21 protein-coding genes are annotated in these 22,841 nt (G+C 61.3%); 6 read left to right on the plus strand and 15 right to left on the minus strand.

The window, feature by feature from the left end; all coding sequences use genetic code 11:
• Nucleotides 1-65: 65 nt before the first annotated feature.
• From cfaB to J1G33_RS05705, 8 genes are all read right to left on the minus strand, one after another.
• Nucleotides 66-1,250, minus strand: a complete 1,185-nt coding sequence (gene cfaB, locus J1G33_RS05670) for a C17 cyclopropane fatty acid synthase CfaB (protein ID WP_005792585.1) — start codon at nucleotides 1,248-1,250, stop codon at nucleotides 66-68.
• Between the two features lie 87 nt (nucleotides 1,251-1,337).
• Nucleotides 1,338-2,126, minus strand: a complete 789-nt coding sequence (locus J1G33_RS05675) for a DNA-binding domain-containing protein (RefSeq protein WP_148853766.1) — start codon at nucleotides 2,124-2,126, stop codon at nucleotides 1,338-1,340.
• Nucleotides 2,117-2,962 carry a DUF692 domain-containing protein gene (locus J1G33_RS05680; RefSeq protein WP_216090506.1) on the minus strand — a complete coding sequence of 282 codons (846 nt, stop codon included), beginning with the start codon at nucleotides 2,960-2,962 and terminating at the stop codon, nucleotides 2,117-2,119. Before J1G33_RS05680 ends, J1G33_RS05675 begins: the two co-directional genes overlap by 10 nt.
• 65 nt (nucleotides 2,963-3,027) lie before the next feature.
• Nucleotides 3,028-3,279 carry a hypothetical protein gene (locus J1G33_RS05685; protein WP_078822679.1) on the minus strand — a complete coding sequence of 84 codons (252 nt, stop codon included), beginning with the start codon at nucleotides 3,277-3,279 and terminating at the stop codon, nucleotides 3,028-3,030.
• 116 nt (nucleotides 3,280-3,395) lie between these two features.
• Nucleotides 3,396-5,282 (minus strand): cation-translocating P-type ATPase, encoded by a 1,887-nt coding sequence (locus tag J1G33_RS05690; RefSeq protein WP_223017798.1) that lies wholly within the window; start codon nucleotides 5,280-5,282, stop codon nucleotides 3,396-3,398.
• The gene (locus tag J1G33_RS05695; RefSeq protein ID WP_078822681.1) at nucleotides 5,279-6,313 is read right to left on the minus strand and encodes a protease modulator HflK; all 1,035 of its coding nucleotides are present in this window, start codon (nucleotides 6,311-6,313) and stop codon (nucleotides 5,279-5,281) included. Before J1G33_RS05695 ends, J1G33_RS05690 begins: the two co-directional genes overlap by 4 nt.
• Nucleotides 6,310-7,305 (minus strand): protease modulator HflC, encoded by a 996-nt coding sequence (locus J1G33_RS05700; protein ID WP_164699557.1) that lies wholly within the window; start codon nucleotides 7,303-7,305, stop codon nucleotides 6,310-6,312. The genes J1G33_RS05695 and J1G33_RS05700 overlap by 4 nt, the downstream gene beginning before the upstream one ends.
• Nucleotides 7,306-7,314: 9 nt before the next feature.
• On the minus strand, nucleotides 7,315-9,240 hold the full coding sequence (locus tag J1G33_RS05705; RefSeq protein ID WP_078822682.1) for a protease modulator HflK: 1,926 nt from the start codon (nucleotides 9,238-9,240) through the stop codon (nucleotides 7,315-7,317).
• Between the two features lie 227 nt (nucleotides 9,241-9,467).
• Between J1G33_RS05705 and J1G33_RS05710 the strand changes: the two genes are divergently transcribed.
• The 6 genes from J1G33_RS05710 to J1G33_RS05735 are packed head-to-tail and all read left to right on the plus strand — an operon-like array spanning nucleotide 9,468 to nucleotide 15,148.
• Entirely contained in the window at nucleotides 9,468-10,091 is a 624-nt protein-coding gene (locus tag J1G33_RS05710) for a CDP-alcohol phosphatidyltransferase family protein (protein WP_032878626.1), read from the plus strand.
• A gap of 10 nt (nucleotides 10,092-10,101) precedes the next feature.
• Nucleotides 10,102-11,850, plus strand: a complete 1,749-nt coding sequence (locus tag J1G33_RS05715; protein WP_148853760.1) for a bifunctional alpha/beta hydrolase/class I SAM-dependent methyltransferase — start codon at nucleotides 10,102-10,104, stop codon at nucleotides 11,848-11,850.
• Nucleotides 11,851-11,852: 2 nt separating this feature from the next.
• Nucleotides 11,853-13,151 carry a phosphatase PAP2/dual specificity phosphatase family protein gene (locus J1G33_RS05720; protein ID WP_032878623.1) on the plus strand — a complete coding sequence of 433 codons (1,299 nt, stop codon included), beginning with the start codon at nucleotides 11,853-11,855 and terminating at the stop codon, nucleotides 13,149-13,151.
• Entirely contained in the window at nucleotides 13,141-13,584 is a 444-nt protein-coding gene (locus J1G33_RS05725; RefSeq protein WP_032878622.1) for a hypothetical protein, read from the plus strand. The genes J1G33_RS05720 and J1G33_RS05725 overlap by 11 nt, the downstream gene beginning before the upstream one ends.
• A 9-nt stretch (nucleotides 13,585-13,593) precedes the next feature.
• The gene (locus tag J1G33_RS05730) at nucleotides 13,594-14,214 is read left to right on the plus strand and encodes a lysophospholipid acyltransferase family protein (RefSeq protein WP_223017799.1); all 621 of its coding nucleotides are present in this window, start codon (nucleotides 13,594-13,596) and stop codon (nucleotides 14,212-14,214) included.
• Between the two features lies 1 nt (nucleotide 14,215).
• Nucleotides 14,216-15,148, plus strand: coding sequence for a phosphatidate cytidylyltransferase (locus tag J1G33_RS05735; protein WP_005792597.1), 933 nt, complete (start codon nucleotides 14,216-14,218; stop codon nucleotides 15,146-15,148).
• A 149-nt stretch (nucleotides 15,149-15,297) separates the two neighbouring features.
• On the opposite strand, the gene J1G33_RS05740 is transcribed toward J1G33_RS05735, so the two are convergent.
• The 7 genes from J1G33_RS05740 to atpG all read right to left on the minus strand — a co-directional run bounded on the left by J1G33_RS05740 (nucleotide 15,298) and on the right by atpG (nucleotide 22,825).
• Nucleotides 15,298-15,684, minus strand: a complete 387-nt coding sequence (locus tag J1G33_RS05740) for a hypothetical protein (RefSeq protein ID WP_032878619.1) — start codon at nucleotides 15,682-15,684, stop codon at nucleotides 15,298-15,300.
• A gap of 84 nt (nucleotides 15,685-15,768) precedes the next feature.
• Nucleotides 15,769-17,601, minus strand: coding sequence for a glutamine--fructose-6-phosphate transaminase (isomerizing) (gene glmS / locus J1G33_RS05745; protein ID WP_005792598.1), 1,833 nt, complete (start codon nucleotides 17,599-17,601; stop codon nucleotides 15,769-15,771).
• A gap of 10 nt (nucleotides 17,602-17,611) precedes the next feature.
• Nucleotides 17,612-18,379: a DeoR family transcriptional regulator gene (locus J1G33_RS05750; RefSeq protein ID WP_032878617.1), complete on the minus strand. Its 768-nt coding sequence runs from the start codon at nucleotides 18,377-18,379 to the stop codon at nucleotides 17,612-17,614.
• 229 nt (nucleotides 18,380-18,608) lie between these two features.
• Nucleotides 18,609-19,976, minus strand: a complete 1,368-nt coding sequence (gene glmU, locus J1G33_RS05755) for a bifunctional UDP-N-acetylglucosamine diphosphorylase/glucosamine-1-phosphate N-acetyltransferase GlmU (protein WP_223017800.1) — start codon at nucleotides 19,974-19,976, stop codon at nucleotides 18,609-18,611.
• 123 nt (nucleotides 19,977-20,099) lie between these two features.
• Complete coding sequence (locus J1G33_RS05760; protein WP_005792601.1) at nucleotides 20,100-20,516, minus strand: F0F1 ATP synthase subunit epsilon; 417 nt, start codon at nucleotides 20,514-20,516, stop codon at nucleotides 20,100-20,102.
• A 44-nt stretch (nucleotides 20,517-20,560) separates the two neighbouring features.
• Nucleotides 20,561-21,937 carry a F0F1 ATP synthase subunit beta gene (gene atpD, locus J1G33_RS05765; protein WP_003195827.1) on the minus strand — a complete coding sequence of 459 codons (1,377 nt, stop codon included), beginning with the start codon at nucleotides 21,935-21,937 and terminating at the stop codon, nucleotides 20,561-20,563.
• A gap of 27 nt (nucleotides 21,938-21,964) precedes the next feature.
• Nucleotides 21,965-22,825 carry a F0F1 ATP synthase subunit gamma gene (gene atpG / locus J1G33_RS05770; protein WP_005792602.1) on the minus strand — a complete coding sequence of 287 codons (861 nt, stop codon included), beginning with the start codon at nucleotides 22,823-22,825 and terminating at the stop codon, nucleotides 21,965-21,967.
• Nucleotides 22,826-22,841: the final 16 nt, after the last annotated feature.

Genomic DNA, 22,841 nt, shown 5'->3' on the forward strand with positions numbered 1-22,841 from the left:
GGGAAAATGTGGGAGGGGGCAAGTCCCCTCCCACATTTGGATCTTCAGTGTTCTGGAAAATCGGGTCAGCGGTAGAGATCTTCCCGCGTCCACGGCAGTTCATGACCACCATCGGCATGGGGTTTGACCGCCAAGATCTGGTGCAAGTTGATCCAGCCCCGGGCAAACGCATAAGCGCAACCGGCCAGGTACAGCCGCCAGATGCGCAACGCCTGCTCCGGCACCATCTTCGCCGCCGCTTCCAGATTGTCTTCCAGGCGCTCGCTCCAATGGTCCAACGTGCGGGCGTAGTGCAAGCGCAAACTTTCGACATCCACCACTTCCAACCCGACCTCGCTGATCTCGGCAGTCATCATCGCCAGGTGAGGCAGTTCGCCGTTGGGAAATACGTAGCGCTCGATAAACTCCCCGGCGCCTCGGCCTACCGGGCGGCCATCGGTATGTTTGGCGGTAATGCCATGGTTCATCACCAGGCCGCCTTCACGCACGGCACCGAACAGCGTCTGACAGTACTGTGCCAGGTTGGCGTGGCCGACGTGTTCGAACATACCCACGCTCACCACTTTGTCGAAGCGGCCATCCTGGGGCAGGTCGCGGTAGTCGAGCAGTTGCAGGTCGACCTGATCCTCCAGGCCTTCGGCTTTCACCCGCTCCCTGGCCAGCGCCAGCTGTTCCTTGCTCAAGGTGATACCAAACACCTTGACTCCGAATTCCCGCGCCGCAAACCGCGCAAGCCCGCCCCAACCACACCCAACGTCGAGCAGGTACTCGCCCGGCTGCAGCCGCAGTTTGCGGCACAGGTGACGGAATTTGTCTTGCTGGGCCTGGTCGATGGATTCGCTGCCGGTTTCGAAATAACCGCAGGAATACGCCATGTCCTGATCCAGCCATAGTTGGTAGAACTCGTTGGACAGGTCGTAATGGTAGGAAATGGCCGCCGCGTCGGTGGCCTTGTCGTGGATCGAGCGCACCGGACGGCTGCCTTCGTCGTCATCGATCAAGGCGTGGCTCAACTCGTCACATACCCTGATCACCTCGGTGATGGAGCCTTCCAGCTCCAGTTTGCCTTCGACGAAGGCTTCGCCCAGTGAATCGAGCGTTGGGTGGGTCAGCTTGGACACCATCGTGGGGTCCTTGACCACAATCGTCACACTGGGCTCAGGACCCAAGTTGAATTCATGGCCGTCCCAGAGTCGAAGACGCAACGGTAGCTGAAGATTCTGTAAGGCCGGTGGAAGTTGCGCGAGCATGAGTAATCCCCCCTTGTTTCAGACGTCTGGAGTGAGGGTAGACCATCCGAAGACAAAGTAGGAGGCTATCGATTTAATAGCACGTCTCTATGGGGCTCGGAGTTCAAGCAAACCGTCCTGGATCCACTGTTTCAGCCATGTGGCCGCTTGCAGCGACGCACCCTCTGAATAAGTGACTGCCAACTCTGCGCACAGTTCTGAAAAATTCCAGCCGGTAGTCACCATCCCTGCCAGTGCACAGGCCTCGTCCGGCTCCAGGCTGCGGTAGTGACACACATTCTGATGACGCCATACCAGGCAGATTTGCATCGGGTCCAGCGCCTTGCTGCCGGGAAAACCCGATGCATCCTTGCTGGCTCGCCAGATCGCCACCGTGTTGAAACGGCACAGCAAATGCTGCACTGAAGGCGCCAGGCTTACCTGTAGCGCCGGCCAGTCCCCAGGCGCCAATTGCGCCATGTCATTCACGGTCAGCGGCGTACCCTGGGGTGCATCGAACGCCAGGGTAAACGCCCACTCCAGGCGCGCCAACTCAGCCAGCGGCGCACTGTGTTCTGCGACCAAGTGCTCAAGGATAAACATCGAAAAGCGCTCACCGAGCCAACGCAGGCTGTAGTGGGCCGAGGGGTAACGGCGAATGTAGGCTTCGCTCAGCGCGGCAAATTCATCATCCCCCAGCCAATATCGGATAGCGCTGAAGTCATGGCACAGCACTTCCTTCAATCGCGACAGATAGGCGTTGTGGTAAATCGCCAGGCCGGTGTCCACATCCAGGGTCGGCCCCCCCAGCAAGGTGGCGGCAAAGCTGCTGTTGGCCGCGCAAGGTTCAGATAACAGGTGCTCTTCAAAAGCCAATTGCCAGTCGATCAGGCGCATAGCGATTTCCTGGCCAGGGCACTGGCTGCCAGCTCGCGGGCCTTGCTCAACTCAGTGAGCAATTCTTCGAACGGCGGGAAATGATCATCGCGCTCCAACAGCGTCGACACCGGCCCCAAATGCTCCAGGGTCTGTTGGTAAAGCGCCCACACCGGGTCGCACACAGGATGGTCGTGGGTGTCGACCACATAGTCGCCGTAGTCCATATGCCCGGCCAGGTGCAGTTGGCGGATGCTCTCGGGCGGCAGGTTGCGGATAAACGTCCAGGCATCAAAGCCATGGTTACGCGCACTCACATACACATTGTTCACGTCCAGCAACAACTGACACCCGCTCAGGTGGGCCAAAGCGTTGAGGAACTCCCACTCGGTGAACTCATCAGCCTTGGAGCGCACATAGCTGGAGACGTTTTCCAGCACCAGCGGGCGCTGCAACACGTCCTGCACCTGACGCACACGACCGGCCACGTGATAGAGGCTTTCTTCGGTGTAGGGCAGCGGCAGCAGGTCATGCAGCTGATGCGCGCTGCCGCGGCTCCAGCACAGGTGATCGGAAATCCAGGCCGGCTGGATGCGCTCGGAGAGCTGTTTGATTTGCGCAAGGTAATCGGTATCGAGGGCATGGGGCCCACCGATGGACAAGGACACCCCGTGCATTACCACGGGGTAACGCTCGGCTATCGCATCCAGGTAGTACAAGGCTTTGCCGCCCTGCACCAGATAATTCTCGGAGATCACTTCGAACCAATCCACGGCCGGCGACTGTTCGAGGATCTGCTGGTAGTACTCACTGCGCAGCCCCAGGCCGTAACCGAGGCTCGAAAAAGAAGTGGGCATAAGACGCTCCAGGAAAAGTGTCCGCAGCGACGGGGGGCGGTCGCTGCGGTTGCACTCGGTTGCCGTTACTCGCCGACGGTACCGCCCTTCTCGTCGCACATCGCCTTGCTCATGGACAGGAAGCCCTGGCCTTTGCAGGAACCTTGACCTTTGCACGCGTGATCTTTGGTCTTGCAGTCGTTCTGCCCTTTACAAGCGTTGACGCCATAGCAATGCACAGTGGCATCGGCTGCGTGTGCCTGGGTGGCCACACCGGCAAACATAGTGGCGGCAGCCATCGCGAGGGCGGCGCCAGCAGCAGCGGATTTAATGCTCATTGTTGTATTCCTCATGATCAGTGGTGAAGTCGGTCCGAACGGATTGTTCAGTCTCGACACACCACTAGAGTGAGGCCCCCCATCGGCGTTACAGCCGTGTGCAAATATTTCTGAAATTATTCATCAAGCTTCAACAGCGGCTCCTGGAAGCGTAATAACCGCCCAGCGTTACCCAGCACCAGCAAGGTACTGAGGTTATGCAGCACCGCCGCAATCATGGCACCCGCCGCGCCCAGCCAGCCAAAGGCCGCGAACACCACAATGGCCAACGTCCAGCCCAGGCCGATGATCACGTTCACCTGCAACGTCTGCCGGCACTGGCGGCTCAAGCGCACGCAGGTACCCAGGCGGCGCAAGTCGCTGCCGATCAACACCACGTCCGCCGATGCCAGTGCGATATCGGCACCGCCCGCCCCCATCGCCACACCAACCACACCGGCCTTGAGCGCCAACGAATCATTGATGCCATCGCCCACCACCATCGGCCGGAAGCCGCTGCTGATTTCACCCAGCACGCGGTTGAGCTTGTCTTCCGGCAAGGCTTGGGCTTCGACATCACTGATGCCCACCTCCAGCGCCAGGCTGTCGGCCACGCTTTGGCGGTCGCCGGTCAGCAGCAACTGGCGGCCCAGGCCCAAGTCACGCAACTCTTGCAGGGCCTGGCGCGCCTCCGGCTTGACGCTGTCGGCCAGCAACAGCCAGGCCAGGAAATCGCCGTTCAACGCCAACCCGGCAATAGGGCCGTCATGGTTGGGAACGCCGCTGGTGACGATGCCCAATTGTTCGAACAACTCCGGCCGCCCCAGCGCCGCTTCGCCCTGTTCGGTCTGTGCGACCACGCCCAGGCCCTGACGCTCGCGAATGTCGGAGAGCGCCAGTAACTGCTCCTGAGTCGCCAACCCCGCCAACGCTCGGCTGACCGGGTGACTGCTCGCCGAGCCGAGGCTGGCCGCCAGGTTCAGCAGCTCCTGGCGATCCGGTGCGGTGGTCTCGATGGACTGCAAACGCAGGGTGCCAAAGGTCAGGGTGCCGGTCTTGTCGACCACCAACGAGGTCAGGTCAGCCAATTCTTCGAGAAACGCCGAGCTGCGAATCAGAATCCCATGACGCGCCGCCACGGCGATCCCGGCAATCGCCGTGGCCGGCGCCGACAGCACCAAGGCACACGGGCACGCCGCCACCAGCACCGCCAGCATCGCCTGCGCATCGTTGGTGACGAACCAGGTGACCGCCGCCAGCAACAGCACCAACACCATATAGCTACCGGCATAACGCTCCAGCAGCCGCGTGATCGGCGGCTTGGAGCGCTCGGCGTTCTGCATCAGTGCGATGACTTTGCCCAGGGTCGATTCGTTGCCAGTGCGCGTCACTTCAAGGCGCAGCAGACCATCAAGGTTGATCGCGCCACCAAACACCTGCACACCCGCGCTGGCTTCCAACGGCACCGACTCACCGGTGATTGGTGCCGTGTCCAGGCTCGCCTGGCCGGACAGCACCACGCCATCGGCCGGCACGCGGTCGCCGGCGCGCACTTCGACGATATCACCGGGGTTCAGCGTGGCGTTATCCACTTCGGTGATGGTTCCGTCAGCCTGTACCAAACGGGCGTGGCTGCGGGTGAGTTTGCCCAGGGCATGGATCGCCTCCTGGGAGCCGATCACGCTGCGCTCTTCCAGCACATGGCCGAAGATCATGATGATCGGCAACAACGCGGCGGTGAGCAGATCGCCGGTGGCCCAGGCGCCAAGCATGGCCAGGGCAATCAGTTGGTCAGTGATGCCGTGCAAGCTGGGAAAGCGCAGGCTGTACCAGGCAGAACGCATCACCGGCACCGCCACCAACAGCGATGCCACCCCCAGCAGCAATTGGCTCACACCGTTCTGGTCCGGCCCCAGCCAGCGCCATACCAGGCCCAGCACGAGCAACCCAAGGGCGAGCATGGCCAGGGTCAATTGCCGGGCAGCGCTGCGCTGTTCGGCCGAGGTCAGCATGGGTGCGCTCATTGTTCGGCTCCCTGGATGATCAAGCGGGAGTCGTCTTTGGGGTCGACGGTGGTCACGGAACCCGCCTGGCCGAGAATCTTCGGCAGGCGTTCGCGGTACAGGCGCAACAGCAAGCCGGGGTCTTTGACCTGGGCGAGGCTGGCGACGGTAGCGGTTTGCGCCTGGGCATTGGCCAAGCGTTCGCTGGCCTGGGCGTGGGCGACTTGCACCTGGCGGTCAGCCTCCTGATTCGCGGTCTGGGTGAGTTTTTCCGCTTCGGTGCGGGCGTTGGCCACCGCTTTATCCGCTTGCTGGCTGGCAGTCAGCACTGCGTTGAAGGCATTCACCGCCGGGCCCGGCAGGCTCGATTGCACATCGACACGGGTGACTTCGATGCCCAGGCCCAAACCGCTGGCGGCCAAATCGGCCAGGCGTTTATTGATGCCTTGCACCAGATCGCCGCGCAGGCGCTCGCGGCGTTCGGCGGCGCCGTTGTCGCTGCCGATCAGTTCCGGGCGTGCTACCAGGATGGTGTCCAGATCCCGCGCTGCCGTCAGGGCTACGGCACTGCGCGTCACCAACCGATCCAGCGCGGGCAACACGTGGTCGCCCTGCAACACGAAGGCATAGGGCTCGGTCACCTTGTAGAACACCCGCACATCCAACTGCACCACCCCGGCATCGCCGGTCAGCAGGTAGCCGGAACCGGCCAGGGCATCGCTCAACGGCGTAGCGAAACTGGCCACGCGATCAGCCTGCAACGCCGCATCGGAACGCAGCAGGTTCTCCACTCGGCGCTCGATCACCCGGTCCGCCGCCGGCAACAACACCACCTGCTCGAACGGCTGCGGCCAGGCCAGCAACAGCCCGGCGTTCTGAATGCGATCAAGGGCGCCGAAGTGCAGGACCACCGCGCGATTCTGCGGGTCGATCTGGCGCACATTGGAAAAGGCCCAGGCCAACGCCGCCAACACAGTGACCGCGTACAGCGCCAGGAAGGTCAGGCGCCCGGCCTGAATCCAAGGGCTGTCGGGACTGCCGCGTTCGCTCATGGCTGGATGTCCTTCGGCCCATCCACCAGGGCGCGGAACGGCGCGGCGTCGGTGCGCAGGATGATTTTGGTACCCGGCGTGACCACCGTGCCCAAGGTATCCAGCGAGCGCAGCAGGTTGTACAGCTGCGGATTACCCGCGTAGGCACGGCCATAAATCTGCGCGGCTTCTACCCGCGATTGCGCTTCGATATCGGCGGCTTTCACCGTCGCATCGGCCTGCACAATGCGCGCATCACGCTCGGCGGCGGAGCGGATTTGCGCCGCTTCGCGCTTGCCCACGGCGGTGCGTTCAGTGGCGATGGTTTCCCGCTCGGCGCGCATACGATCAACCGTGGCGGTGAGTGTCACCGAAGGCAATGTCAGGCGCTCGATGCCGACCTGCGCCACGCGCACGCCGTAGGTGGCGAGCAATTGTTGATCAATCTGCTGGCGCAACTGCGCTTCAAAATCGGCGATGCGCACTTGGCTGGCGTCGGTGTTGATCAAGCTGGACAGGTCAAAGCTGGCCGCCGTGGTTTCCAGCGCCGAGCCGACGAAGGTGCGGATCTGCCGCGCCGCTTCGTCCGGCTGGTTCTGCACTGCGCGCATGAAGCGCTGCACATTGTCGGCATCGCCCTGCACCTGCCACGCCACATAGGCCTGCACGATAATCCGCAGGCCATCGCGGGTGCCCACATCCTGCAAGCCGCTGGACGTGGTGCGCAGGCGCAGGTCCACCGGGATCGCCGCTTCGAATGGCGCCGGCCAGCGCCAGCCCAGGCCCGGCTCCAACAGCACTCGCGCGGGGTTGCCGAAGCGGGTAATCACCGTGGCCTCGCCGGAGCGCACCTGCACCAGGCTCGCCGCTGCCACGGCAAACAGCACCAGTAACGCCGCCCAGGCCATGCGCCGCCAAGGGAAAGGCCCGGCCGCTTGTTCATCACCATGGTGGTGATGGTGGTGGCCGTGATGATGGTGATGACCGTGATCGTGAGAATGAGCGCTCAACAGACAGACTCCTTATTGAACGGCTTTGCGCGGCGCCAGTGGATCGGCGGGCAAAGTAAAAGAACGCAGATCAATCGTCGGCGCACTGTCGGCGCCCAAACGATGATCCAGAATAAGCAGCTTGGCGTGGGCCAGGCCCAGGCTCAGTTGGCTCAGGTACTGTTCCAGCACGAAAGCCTGGCCCGCAGCGGCATAGGCTTTTTGTTCGGCGGCAAAGCGCAGGTTCGCCGCTTGCGCGCCGGCATTCACTTCGCGGGCGCCGGCCTGGGCCTGATCACGGACGGTGCTGGCTTGCAGCAGCGCCTGGTTGGTCTGCTCGCTGGCCGCGCCACGTTCACGGGCGATCAGTGCCTGGGCGCCGATCTGGGCGGCTTGCACACCGTGGTAAGCATTGGCGGCGCCAGCCGGTGGGTGGATCGCTTCAACCACCGTGGCGAGGATCTCCACCCCGCTGTCGAGGGTGTGCAGGTCTGCTTGCACCGTGCGGCCAATCTCGTCGGCGAGGCTGGTGCGTTGTTCACCGAGCAATTCGTCGAGGGTGCGCGAGGCAAAGTCATGCACCAGGATGCGGCTGGCGGTGCTGCGGATCAGGGTGGGTATGTCCGCGCTGTTGTAAGTGGCGGCAAGCGCAGCCTGGTCGGTGAGGCCGATGCGGTAGACAAATCGCACGTCCATGTTGACGATCTGGAAGCCCTGCTTATCGCCGCTGCTGCTGGCGATGACCTGGGATTTGTCATTCACATGGCTGGCGTCCCACAGGCGGTTGGCAATCAACGGCGCCGGGCCTTCGGCAGCGGCCAGCTCCGGTGTGGCGGCTTCGCTGACGCTGGTCGCCAACTCATGCACCACGCCGTTCTCCACGTTGAGTACGCGACCCAGCGGCCACGGCAAACCCGTATGCAGGCCGGGGCCGAACACCTCGACCGGTTTGCCGAAGCGCTCATAAATCCCACGCCCTTGCAGGGGGACCTCATGCACGCCGGTCAGCGCCCAGCCTACCGTCAGCACCACCAGCAACACCGGCAGGAAAGCCCGGCGCATGTAGGTGAAGGCCCAGATCTGGCGCAGGTCGATGCCAAAACGGTTGTGCAATTCATGCTGCAACGCCAGCAACGGTTGTGGCGGCCAACGCAGCAGGCCGGCGATAAAACTCTGCGCCATCAAGCGCGGCTCAAGGCGCGGCTGGCGCGGGCTGAACAGCGACAGCACGCCCCGCAGCAGGAACTCCAGCGCCACCAGCGCCGGCAACAGGCCGACGAGTGTCGCCAGACGCAGCGGCCACACCGACTCGGCATTGGCAAACAACAGGCAGATGGCACTCAGCACCAGGCAGATAATCGCCACCCGACTCAACTGCGCCAGCTGTGAAGCTTCCGGCCACTGGGCGGCGGTTTCCTGGGCCAGGCGACGCTCGAACACCAGCAAGCCAAAAGCCAGCCCCAATGCCAGCGCCGCACCGATGCTGGCGGACTGACCGATGGCCGCAGCAGGCAAGGCCAGGTTCCAGAACTGGATAACGCTGACCAACGCCAGCAACGACCAGCCCGCCAACCACAGCACCGGTGCGCCAACCTGTGCCAGCAGGCCGTTGCCGAAACGGTTGATCAGCCCCTTGTGCCAGGCAGTGGGCTCAATGGGTTGCTCAATCAACTCAGCGCTCGGCACCTCCATCGCCTGGGCACGCCAATCAGCCACCCACCAGGCCGACTGCAACCCGGCCACCAACAGCAGCAGGGCCGAAGCGCAGTTGATCAACACCACCGGCCAGATCGACAGTGGCGCAAACAACGCCACGAACAGCGCCAACACCCATCCGCTGATCGCCAGGGTCGTCAGGCTGATACCCGCTTGGCGTAACCGACGGGCATGGAACAGCCCTTGCTGAAAACGCGCCAGGCCTTCTACGGAGGCGCCGTCAGCTTCTAAATCCACCTGCATCCGCTCAATGCCCACTTGCACACAATTCGTTACGATATAACACGAAGCGTGAAATTTTTGTTCGCTTTTGCATCCACCCCTGATCCCTCTCCCACATTTGTCTCCCTGTATTCTCCGGATTGTGACTAACCCCCTATAAACACGAGCCATCACTGGTGTCGGCTGCGATTAATCGGCACACTCCGAAACAGCTTTTCGCGGGTTCACGGACAAGGAAGCGCCACCCCATGATTTCCATCTACCAACTCAAACCGCGGTTTCAAAACCTGCTGCGCCCGCTTGTGCAGCGCCTCTACGACAACGGCACCACCGCCAACCAGATCACCGTGCTGGCCGGCGTTATTTCCCTGCTGGTGGGGTTGTTGATCGCAGGCTTCGCCCAACACCTCTGGCTGTTTGCGTTGATCCCTTTATGGATGATCGTGCGCATGGCCCTCAACGCCATCGACGGTATGCTCGCTCGGGAGTTCGGCCAGCAGTCACGCCTCGGCGCTTACCTCAATGAACTGTGCGATGTGATCGCCGACAGCGCGCTGATCCTGCCCTTTGCCCTGATCCCCGGCGTGAGCCCGGTGCCGGTGGTGCTGGTGACACTGCTTGCGGTCTTCAGCGAGTACGCCGGTGTGATGGGGCCGATGGTGGGCGCATCGCGTCGCTATGACGGGCCGATGGGCAAGAGTGATCGGGCTTTTGTACTGGGTGTACTGGCCACCGGCGTGGCGCTGGGCTGGCTCGGCGCCGGTTGGGTCGAGGCGGTGATGTGGCTGGTCGCCGCCATGCTCGCCTATACCTTGGTCAACCGGGTGCGCCAGGGCCTCAAAGAACAGCCACAAACTCCCCCTTCTGCATAAGGAATTTGCGATGCGCGAACAGCAAGAGCACACCTTCAGTACCCATGATGGCGTCGAGCTTTTCTACCGGCACTGGCCGGCCACGGCAGACGCCGGGCCGCGCAAGGCAATCCTGTTGTTCCATCGCGGCCATGAGCACTCCGGACGTATTGCCCACCTGGTGGATGAACTGGACTTGCCGGGGTTTGATTTCTTCGCCTGGGACGCCCGCGGCCACGGCCAATCGCCCGGCGAGCGCGGCGACAGCCCCAGCTTTGCCACCAGTGCCCGTGATGTGCAGACCTTCTGCGACCATATCGGCGCCACCTACGGCATCGAAGAGCAAAACCTCGCCGTGATCGCCCAAAGCGTCGGCGCGGTGATCGCGGCCACCTGGGTCCACGATTACGCGCCAAAAATCCGCGCCCTGGTGCTCGCCTCGCCCGCCTTCAAGGTCAAGCTGTACGTGCCCTTCGCCCGCCCGGGCCTGGCCTTGATGCGCAGGTTTCGTGGCAACTTTTTCGTCAACAGCTACGTCAAGGCCAAGTTCCTCAGCCATGACCCGGAACGTGTGGCGTCCTACGACAGCGACCCGCTGATCACCAAAGCCATCTCGGTGAATGTGCTGCTGGGTCTGTACGAAGCGGCCGACCGGGTTGTAGCCGACGCCCAGGCGATCCAGGTGCCGACCCAGTTGCTTATCTCCGGCTCCGATTTTGTGGTGCACCGTAAACCCCAGCAGCAATTTTTCGACCGCCTCGGCAGCCTGAAAAAAGAGCTGCATATCCTCCCTGGATTTTTCCACGACACCCTCGGTGAACGTGACCGAGCCGTGGCCGTGAGCAGCGCCAAACGCTTTATCTTGCAGAACTTCGCACACCCGCTGGACCGCGCCTCTCTACTGGACGCCGACAAACTTGGCGCCACCTGCGCCGAATCCGAATCCCTTGCCGCGCCACTGCCACGCAATTCCCTGCGCGACCTCTACTGGCGCATGACCCGCGCCAGCATGGGCCTGGGCAAGAACCTGTCGGACGGCGTGAAACTGGGCTTCGACACCGGTTTCGACTCCGGCAGCACGCTGGACTACGTGTATCGCAATAAGCCTACCGGCAAGGGCGGGCTGGGGCGGATGATCGACACCAACTACCTCAACTCCATTGGCTGGCGCGGTATTCGCCAGCGCAAGCTGAACGTCGAGGAACTGCTGCGCCTGGCCATGACCAAGCTGCGTGACGAGCACCGCGAGGTCCGTATCGTCGATATCGCCGCCGGCCACGGCCGTTACATCCTTGAAGCCTTGCAGGGCGTATCGCCGTTGCCGGAGTCGATCCTGCTGCGCGACTACAGCGACATCAACGTGCGCGACGGTGGCGCGCTGATTCGCGAGAAGGGCTTGGGGGACATCGCCCAGTTCGTCAAAGGCGATGCGTTCGACCGCGCTGACCTGGCCGCCCTGGACCCCAAGCCGACCCTGGCCGTGGTGTCTGGCCTGTATGAGTTGTTCGCCGATAACGCCATGGTCGGTGGTTCACTGGCGGGGCTGGCCGACGCCGTGGAGCCGGGGGGTTACCTGGTCTACACCGGGCAGCCGTGGCACCCGCAGTTGGAGCTGATTGCCCGCGCGCTCACCAGCCACCGCCAGGGCCAGGCCTGGGTGATGCGTCGGCGCAGCCAGGCGGAAATGGACCAGTTGGTTGAAGCCGCAGGCTTTCGCAAGATCACCCAGCGCGTGGATGAATGGGGCATTTTCACTGTGTCCCTGGCACAGAAGATCTGAACATGCGCGAACCCGGCTTATTGAAACCAGCGGTGCTCTGGCTGCTGCTGTTGGCGCCGCTGTTTTTCAGCACCTACGGCTTCGCCACCTGGGTCACCAGCCAGCGCAGCGACGTCGGCACGCTGGTGTTCGGCTGGGAAAGCCATATGCCGTTCTGGGCCTGGACCATCGTGCCCTATTGGTCCATCGACCTGCTCTACGGCTTCTCTCTGCTGCTGCCCAATACACGGCATGAGCTGAAACAACATGCACTGCGCCTGCTGAGTGCGCAGGTGATTGCCGTCAGCTGCTTCCTGATCTGGCCGCTGCGCTTCACCTTTGAGCGGCCAGAGCTGGACGGGGTGTTTGGCTGGCTATTCGCGGTGCTGGCCGGTTTCGACAAACCGTTCAACCAGGCACCTTCGCTGCATATCGCACTGCTGGTGATCCTGTGGGTCATGTACCAGCGGCACATCCAGGGGGGCTGGCGCTGGGTGGTGCACGGCTGGTTTGCGCTGATCGGCATCTCGGTGCTGACCACTTATCAACATCACTTTATCGACTTACCCACAGGCGCCCTCGCGGGGTGGCTGTGCGTGTGGTTATGGCCAGTGGAGCACCCGAGCCCATTGTTGAGTGCGCGGTTGACGCGGGATACCCAACGCTGGCGCCTGGCTGTGCGCTACGGGCTGGGCACGCTATTATTGCTGGCACTTGCCCTGGTACTGGGCGGCGGCTGGCTGTGGCTGCTGTGGCCAGCGGTTTCCCTGGGTTTGATCACCGCCAGCTACCTTGTGATCGGCGCGTCGGGCTTTCAAAAACGTGCGGATGGCCGCCTTACGCCTGCAGCCCGCTGGTTGTATGCGCCTTATTTAGCGGGTGCGTGGGTCAATTCGCGGCTGTGGACACGCAAACATCCACAGCCGGACCTGATTGTGGATAACGTCTGGCTGGGGCGCATTCCTACGGCCAGCGAGCAGGGCTCGTTCAGGGCCATTGTCGATCTGTGCGCCGAACTGCCGATTAATCCACTGGGCCGCGCTTATGCCTGCGTGCCGGTACTGGACCTCGTCACCCCGACAGCCGACGAATGCCTGAAAGCCGCACACGCCATTGAACGCCTGCGAACGAGCGGCCCCTTGCTGGTGTGCTGCGCCCTCGGTTACTCCCGTAGCGCCACTGCTGTCGCCGCCTGGCTGCTGAATACTGGCCGAGCCGCCACGGTCGATGAAGCACTGGCTATTATTCGTACAGCACGGGCCACTGTGGTCCTGCACCCCGCACACCGTAAAGCGTTGGAGGGTTTGCACCATGCACCCTGATATGGAACTCCAGATAGTTGCCAGCCTTCTACGCCGTGGCCGTTCCCTGGATCAGTTATCCACAGGCCTGACGTTGCTCGGCATACTGTTCGGCCTCGCCCAATTGTTGTTGGCCAGTATCTCGACGATCTGCCTGCTGCTGGCCCTGTGGATGATCGTGCTGGGCCTGCTGCAAAAGTACTGGGCGCTGCGAGTGGCCTTCGACGCCGACCTGTTCGCCATGCTGGCCCGCGACGTTACCCGCACTCCAGACCTTGACCAGGCCCTGCAAACCCTCGGCCTGCAATCGTCCAAGCGAGCCGGTCGGCCGTGGACCGAACGCCGCCGTGGCGCCCTTAAACTATTGCGTAAACAAGCCTGGTTGCTGGGCGCGCAAGCGCTGCTGACTTTGGGCGTCATCCTCGCCAGCCCTTGGCTGCCTTTCGCCGGATAAGGAATTCCCATGTTCGAACCCGTGGTCGCCACGCTGATTACCTCCATGGCCCGCACCGTCACCGGCGCTCGCAGCCTGTGGCTGGGGTGCGCGCCAGTACCGGTGCAACGCATCTATTTCGCCAACCACAGCAGCCACGGTGACTTCGTGCTGGTGTGGGCGTCGCTGCCGCAGAACCTGCGCAAATTCACACGCCCGGTGGCGGGCAGTGATTACTGGAACAAGAGCGCGCTGCGCCGCTACATCATCAACCGGGTGTTCAATGGCGTGCTGATCGACCGCGAGCGCAAAGAGCCTGTGGATAACCCATTGCTGCCCATGCTCGCGGCTCTGGAAGGCGGTGACTCGCTGATCATCTTTCCAGAAGGCACGCGTAATCTTGAGGATGGCTTGCTGCCGTTCAAAAGCGGTTTGTATCACCTGGCAAAAAGTTACCCACAGGCCGAGTTGGTTCCCGTGTGGATAGCCAACCTCAACCGGGTTATGCCCAAAGGGCGCGTGCTGCCACTGCCGTTGTTATGCACAACCAGCTTCGGTGCCCCCCTGCAATTGGAAGAAGGCGAAGACAAAGCCGCATTCCTCGCCCGCACCCGCGCCGCCCTGCTCGCCCTCGCCCCGGAGCACTCCTGAAATGGATAGCCAAACCCTGATGTTGTTCGGCGGCATCGGCGCGATCCTGGTCATCGCCTCGCTGATCGGCCTGATCCTCAAGCTGCGCACCCGTGGCAGCCCCAACGCAGTCATCGACAACCTCAACGCCCGCATCAACGCCTGGTGGGTCATGGTGGTAGTGATCGGCGTCGCCTTCTGGCTCGGCACCGGCGCGGTGATCCTGCTGTTCTACGCGGTGTCGTTCTACGCCCTGCGCGAATTCCTGACCCTCACCCCGACCCGGCGCAGCGACTACCCGGCCCTGGTGGCCGCGTTCTACCTGGCCCTGCCGCTGCAATACGTGCTGATCTACGCCGACTGGTATGGGCTGTTCTCGATCTTCATCCCGGTGTACGTGTTCCTGCTGCTGCCGATCCTCGCCTCCCTTGGCGGCGACAGCACACACTTCCTGGAACGCGCCTCGAAGGTGCAATGGGGGCTGATGATCGCGGTGTTCTGCGTGTCCTTCGTCCCTGCCCTGCTGACGTTGGACATCCCCGGCTACGAAGGCCGTAACCTGTTGTTGATCGCTTACCTGGTGATCGTGGTGCAACTTTCGGACGTGCTGCAGTACGTATGCGGCAAGCTGTTCGGCAAACACAAGATCGCGCCTAACCTGTCACCGTCGAAAACCGTGGAGGGGTTTGTGGGCGGCATTCTGCTGTCGTCCTTGATCGGCGCGGCGCTGTGGTGGACCACACCGTTCAACCCGTGGCAGTCGTTCTTGATTGCGCTGTTGATCAACCTGCTGGGCTTTGCCGGCGGGATTGTGATGTCGGCGATCAAGCGTGACCGCGGCGTGAAGGACTGGGGGCACATGATCGAAGGGCACGGTGGGATGCTGGATCGGCTGGATTCGGTGTGCTTCGCGGCGCCGATCTTCTTTCACCTCGTGCGCTACTGGTGGACCTGACTCCATCCCTTTTTCAGCACCAATGAAGATCAAAATGTGGGAGGAGGCTTGCCTCCGATAGCGGTTTGTCAGTAACTGCCTATGCTGGCTGATACACCGCAATCGGGAGCAAGCCCCCTCCCACCTTGGACTTGTGGTGCTTTCAGGGTTTAAGCAAAGTCTGAAACTGGTGCAGCAGTGATCTCGACATAGCTAGACTCCCCTCCGCCTATCGCACCCGATAGCCAGCCCCAAACGAAACTCAGCGTGGTGCGCCCGGCGTGATCCACGCCTACCGTGCCACGTGACCACCCCGCGCGCAGTTCACCTTCCAGGGTTACGCACTGAAATAGCAGCTCGATGGTCTCTGCACCGGTCACCCGCCCGACCTGCGTGCCCACGCGAATCCGGCCACCGTGGTAAGTGCTCGAAATCACGCCATCTTCGATTTGGTAATGAAACACGGTGCCGGTGCCGGACACCCCTTGGGCGTTGTTCGCGACCGCAAACCGACGATCGTGCAAACGTGCGTGGACAGTAGCAGAAGGGTGTTGCATCAGTACGCATCCTTGAATTAAGCGAATCCAAAACGTAAAAAAGGGGCTGTTGAAAACAGCCCCTTTTGGGTACGTCAGTAAGCCTTACTCCACCGTCACCGACTTAGCCAGGTTACGCGGCTGGTCAACGTCGGTGCCCTTGAGCACCGCAACGTAGTACGACAGCAACTGCAGCGGGATGGTGTAGAGGATCGGCGACAGGGTGTCGTGAATGTGCGGCATGTTGATCACGTGGGTGCCTTCACCATTGGTCATGCCTGCCTTCTCATCTGCGAAGACGATCAGTTGGCCGCCACGGGCGCGTACTTCCTGCAGGTTGGACTTGAGCTTCTCCAGCAGTTCGTTGTTCGGCGCGACGGTGACCACCGGCATGTCGTCATCCACCAGGGCCAGTGGGCCGTGCTTCAGCTCACCGGCCGGGTAGGCTTCAGCGTGGATGTACGAGATTTCCTTGAGTTTCAGCGAGCCTTCCATTGCCACCGGGTATTGCGCGCCACGGCCGAGGAACAGGGTGTGGTTCTTGTCGGCGAACAGCTCGGCGACTTTTTCCACGGTGCTGTCCATGGCCAGGGCTTCACCCAGGCGGGTCGGCAGACGACGCAGTTCTTCCACCAGAGTGGCTTCGACGCCCTCGGCGAGGGTGCCGCGTACTTGACCCAGGGACAGGGTCAGCAACAACAGGCCTACCAATTGGGTAGTGAAGGCTTTGGTGGAGGCCACGCCGATTTCGCGACCAGCCTGTGTCAGCAGGGTCAGGTCGGATTCACGTACCAGCGAGCTGATGCTGACGTTGCAGATGGCCAGGCTGCCGAGGAAGCCCAGCTCCTTGGCGTTGCGCAGGGCAGCCAGGGTGTCGGCGGTTTCGCCGGACTGGGAGATGGTCACGAACAGGGTGTCTGGCTGCACCACCACTTTGCGGTAGCGGAACTCGCTGGCGACTTCGACCTGGCAGGGGATGCCGGCCAATTCTTCCAGCCAATAACGCGCGACCATACCGGCGTGGTAGCTGGTGCCACAGGCAACGATTTGTACATTGCGCACTTTGGCGAACAGTTCGGCGGCTTGCGGGCCGAAGGCGTTGACCAGCACCTGGTTCTGGCTCAGGCGACCTTCCAGGGTGCGTTGCACCACGGATGGTTGCTCGTGGATTTCCTTGAGCATGAAGTGGCGGAACTCGCCTTTGTCGGCGGCTTCGGCACCGTCGCGGTATTGCACGGCTTCACGCTCGACCGACTGACCGTCAACGTCCCAGATCTGTACGCTTTCACGGCGGATGTCGGCAATATCGCCTTCTTCCAGGTACATGAAACGGTCGGTCACCTGGCGCAGGGCCAGTTGGTCGGAGGCAAGGAAGTTCTCGCCCAGGCCCAGGCCGATTACCAATGGGCTGCCACTGCGCGCGGCAACCAAGCGGTCAGGCTGGCTGGCACTGATCACGGCCAGGCCGTAGGCGCCGTGCAGCTCTTTGACTGTGGCCTTGAGGGCTGTGGTCAGGTCACTGTGGTCTTTGAGCTTGTGGTTGAGCAGGTGGGCGATCACTTCGGTGTCGGTGTCCGAGGTGAACACGTAGCCCAGGCCCTTGAGTTGCTCACGCAGCACTTCGTGGTTTTCGATGATGCCGTTGTGCACCACCGCCAGGTCACCGGAAAAATGCGGGTGGGCGTTGCGTTCGCACGGCGCGCCGTGGGTGGCCCAACGGGTGTGGGCGATACCCAGGCGACCCGCCAGAGGCTCGCCGGCCAGAGCCTGGTCCAACTCGCTGACCTTACCCGGGCGGCGCATACGCTCCAGCTTGCCGGCGTTGGTGAAGACGGCCACGCCTGCGCTGTCATAGCCGCGGTATTCCAGGCGCTTGAGGCCTTCGATCAGGATGGCAGTTACGTTACGTTCGGCGACTGCGCCAACAATTCCACACATGGTGTTTCTCCTAGATGACTGCCGCGCATATCAGCGTAATGCCGCGGGCTTGGATCTGGTCGCGGGCCTCAAGTGGCAGGCGATCATCGGTAATAAGGGTATGGACACTGCTCCAGGGCAGCTCCAGGTTGGGAATCTTGCGGCCAATCTTGTCGGACTCGACCATCACCACCACTTCACGGGCGACCTCAGCCATCACACGGCTCAGGCCCAGCAGTTCGTTGAAGGTGGTGGTGCCGCGCTGCAAGTCGATGCCGTCGGCGCCAATGAACAACTGATCGAAATCGTAAGAACGCAGCACCTGCTCGGCAACCTGCCCCTGGAACGAGTCCGAATGCGGGTCCCAGGTACCGCCGGTCATTAACAGCACCGGTTCATGTTCCAGTTCGCTCAGGGCGCGGGCCACATTCAAGGAGTTGGTCATAACCACCAGCCCGGGTTGATGACCGAGTTCCGGAATCATGGCGGCGGTGGTGCTGCCGCTGTCGATGATGATGCGCGCATGTTCACGCAAGCGCACCACGGCCGCACGCGCGATGGCACGCTTGTAGGCCGAGATGGGCTGGGCGGCGTCGCCCACCAGCTCCTGGGGCATGGTGATTGCGCCACCGTAGCGACGCAGGAGCAGGCCGTTACTTTCGAGGGCGGCCAAGTCCTTGCGGATGGTGACTTCCGAAGTTTCGAAACGCTTGGCCAGTTGGTCCACGCTGACTTCGCCCTGTTCATTGAGCAAGGTCAGGATATTGTGGCGTCGCTGGGGAGTATTTCGTTTCGACATGGCAGTGATAAGTTTCGTTCCGAAAGATAACGAAGGCAATCAAAACCTATTGGCGAAAGATCGTCAAGCTGGGGCGATAACTATTTTTCGAACAACACCGGCAAATGTGGGAGGGGGCTTGCCCCCGATGACGGTGTGTCAGTCACCTGATGAGTTGACTGGTCCACCGCTATCGGGAGCAAGCCCCCTCGCACATTGGAGTTTTGACGCTGCCAAGGCTGTGGACAACTCAGGTCTTCTTGATTTTGACCGGGCGTTTCCAACCGTCGATATTGCGTTGACGGGCGCGGGCTACCGCCAGCTGGGACTTATCCACATCCTGGTTGATGGTCGAGCCTGCCGCCGTATTTGAACCATCGCCAATGGAGACGGGAGCAACCAGCGAGTTATTGGAGCCAATGAATACATCTTCACCAATCGTCGTCTGGTACTTGTTGGCGCCGTCATAGTTGCAGGTGATGGTGCCGGCACCAATGTTGGTGCGGGCGCCGATGACGGCATCGCCCAGGTAAGTCAGGTGACCGACTTTTGCACCTTCGCCGAGGTGTGCGTTTTTCAGTTCGACAAAGTTACCCACATGGGCCTTGGCCCCCAGCTCGCTACCTGGACGCAAGCGCGCAAACGGCCCCGCATCGCTGCCCTCACCCATCACGGCACCGTCGACATGGCTGTTGGCCTTGACGACCACGCCTTTGCGCAAGGTGCTGTCCTTGATCACGCAGTTCGGGCCGATGACCACATTGTCTTCAATGATCACCCGGCCTTCGAGGATCACGTTGATATCGATCAGCACGTCGCGGCCTACTGTTACGTCGCCACGCACATCGAAACGCGCCGGGTCACGCAGGGTCACGCCCTGGGCCATCAGACGCAGGCCTTCACGCAACTGGTAGTGACGCTCCAGCTCTGCAAGCTGCTTGCGGTCGTTGGCGCCCTGCACTTCCATCGGGTCGTGGGGCTGCTCAGTGGCGACCACCAGGCCATCGCTGACGGCCATCTCAATGACATCGGTGAGGTAGTACTCGCCCTGGGCATTGTTGTTGGACAGACGGCTCATCCAGTCGCCCAGCTTATCGGCAGGTACGGCAAGAATGCCGGTGTTGCCTTCGGTAATGGCGCGCTGGGCTTCACTGGCGTCCTTGTGCTCGACGATCGCGGCAACCTTGCCGTCGGCATTGCGCACGATGCGGCCATAGCCGGTAGGGTCGTCCAACTCAACGGTGAGCAAGCCCATCTGGCCAGGCACTACGTGCTTGAGCAGTCGTTGCAGGGTTTCTACTTCAATCAGCGGTACATCGCCATAGAGGATCAGCACCGTGTCGGCGGTAATGAAGGGCACAGCTTGCGCGGTAGCGTGGCCGGTGCCCAGTTGCTTGTCTTGCAATACGAAATTCAAGTCGTCCGCAGCCAGACGCTCACGGACCACGTCTGCACCGTGGCCAATCACCACATGAATACGTTGCGGGTCCAATTGCCGGGCGCTGTGGATAACATGACCCAGCATGGAGTTACCCGCGACCGGGTGCAGCACCTTGGGCAGGGCTGAACGCATACGGGTGCCCTGGCCTGCGGCGAGAATGACGATTTCAAGAGACATGAATGGCTACCAATCCTGGGCGGTCCGGGTTCAGACCAAAGAAGTGTTTTGCAAAAAAAGAAAAAGGGTAGCCGAGGCCACCCTTTTTAATCAATCACGCATGAAGTGTAACGGCAAGGCCGCTTACTTCTTGCGGATCTGCTGGAGCGTGCGCAGCTGAGCTGCAGCCTCGGCCAGACGAACTGCAGCAGCGCTGTAGTCGAAGTCTGCGCCTTTTTCGTTCAGGGCCTTCTCGGCAGCCTTGACGGCTTCCTGAGCGGAGGCTTCATCCAGGTCGCCAGCACGTTGCACGGTGTCGGCAAGTACCTTGACCATGTTCGGCTGAACCTCGAGGAAACCACCAGAGATGTAGAACACCTCTTTTTCCCCGCCTTGCTTGGTCAGAGTGATCGGACCTGGCTTCAAGCTTGTGATCAGCGGGGCGTGACCCATGGCGATACCAAGATCACCCAAGTCGCCGTGCGCTGTTACAAACTCGACCAGACCGGAGAAAATTTCCCCTTCCGCGCTGACGATATCGCAATGGACTGTCATAGCCATCTGATTGCCTCAACCTGATGAGCGCCCGTTGCCGGGCGCCTGGATTACAGTTTCTTGGCTTTCTCGATCGCTTCTTCGATGCCGCCGACCATGTAGAACGCTTGTTCTGGCAGGTGGTCGTAGTCACCGTTGAGGATGCCTTTGAAGCCAGCAATGGTGTCTTTCAGGGAAACGTATTTACCCGAGGCACCGGTGAAGACTTCAGCCACGAAGAACGGCTGCGACAAGAAACGCTGGATCTTACGAGCACGGTTTACCAACTGCTTGTCGGCTTCCGACAGCTCGTCCATACCCAGGATCGCAATGATGTCCTTCAGTTCTTTGTAACGCTGCAGCACGTACTGAACGCCGCGAGCGGTGTCGTAGTGCTCCTGGCCGATCACGTTCGGATCCAGCTGGCGCGAAGTCGAGTCGAGTGGATCGACCGCTGGGTAGATACCCAGGGAAGCGATGTCACGGGACAGAACGACGGTGGCGTCCAAGTGGGCGAAGGTGGTGGCTGGCGACGGGTCGGTCAAGTCATCCGCAGGTACGTATACCGCTTGGATCGAGGTGATCGAACCTTCCTTGGTCGAAGTGATACGTTCTTGCAGAACGCCCATCTCTTCAGCCAGGGTCGGCTGGTAACCTACTGCAGAAGGCATACGGCCCAGCAGTGCGGATACTTCAGTACCGGCCAGGGTATAACGGTAGATGTTGTCGACGAACAACAGAACGTCGTTACCTTCGTCACGGAACTTCTCGGCCATGGTCAGGCCAGTCAGTGCTACGCGCAGACGGTTTCCCGGCGGCTCGTTCATCTGACCGTAAACCAGTGCCACTTTGTCCAGAACGTTGGAGTCCTTCATCTCGTGGTAGAAGTCGTTACCCTCACGAGTACGCTCACCCACACCGGCGAACACGGAATAACCGCTGTGCTCGATGGCGATGTTACGGATCAGTTCCATCATGTTTACGGTCTTGCCTACACCGGCACCACCGAACAGACCGACTTTACCGCCTTTGGCGAACGGGCAAACCAGGTCGATAACCTTGATGCCGGTTTCCAGCAGGTCGTTGCCGCCCGCTTGTTCTGCGAACGAAGGTGCTGCGCGGTGAATGCCCCAGCGCTCTTCGGTAGCGATCGGGCCAGCTTCGTCGATCGGGTTGCCCAGTACGTCCATGATCCGGCCCAGGGTCGCTTTACCGACCGGTACGGAGATGGCAGCGCCAGTGTCGACAACGTCCAGACCGCGCTTCAAGCCTTCGGTGGAACCCATCGCAATGGTACGAACTACGCCGTCGCCCAGCTGTTGCTGAACTTCCAGGGTAGTTTCCGCGCCTTGTACTTTCAGCGCGTTGTAGATGCTCGGTACGCTGTCGCGTGGAAATTCCACGTCGATAACGGCGCCGATGATTTGAACGATACGTCCGCTACTCATAGCTGGATCCTCTGAATATTTGAACCGTTAAACCGCGGCAGCGCCGCCGACGATTTCCGAGATCTCTTGGGTGATCGCAGCCTGACGCGCCTTGTTGTAGATCAGCTGCAAATCGCTGATCAGATCACCGGCGTTATCGGTAGCGTTTTTCATCGCGATCATCCGCGCCGCTTGTTCAGCTGCGTTGTTCTCGACCACCGCCTGGTACACCTGCGACTCCACGTAGCGCACCATCAAGCCATCAAGCAGCTCTTTGGCGTCTGGTTCGTAGAGGTAGTCCCAGTGGTGCTTGAGTTCCTGATCCGGAGTCGCCACCAGTGGAATCAATTGCTCCACGGTTGGCTGCTGGGTCATGGTGTTGATGAACTTGTTGGATACCACGGAAAGGCGGTCAATACGGCCTTCCAGGTACGCATCCAGCATCACCTTCACACTGCCGATCAAATCATTGATCGACGGCTCTTCACCCAGATGGCTGATAGCTGCAACGACGTTACCGCCGAAGTTGCGGAAAAAGGCCGCACCCTTGCTACCCACCACACACAGATCGATCTCGACGCCGTTTTCGCGGTTTACCGCCATGTCCTTGACCAGGGCCTTGAACAGGTTGGTATTCAGACCACCGCACAAACCACGGTCACTGCTCACTACCACATAACCTGCACGCTTGACGGCGCGCTCGATCATGAACGGGTGGCGGTATTCCGGGTTGGCGTTGGCCAGATGCCCAATTACCTGGCGGATACGCTCCGCATAAGGACGGCTAGCAGCCATGCGCATTTGTGCCTTGCGCATTTTGCTGACCGCCACTTTTTCCATGGCGCTGGTAATTTTTTGCGTGCTTTTGATGCTCGCAATCTTACTGCGAATCTCTTTTGCGCCTGCCATGTAACACCTATCAGGT

Origin of the sequence: Pseudomonas sp. P867 (assembly GCF_019891455.1) — a bacterium.
GTDB classification, from domain to species: Bacteria; Pseudomonadota; Gammaproteobacteria; order Pseudomonadales; family Pseudomonadaceae; genus Aquipseudomonas; species Aquipseudomonas synxantha_A.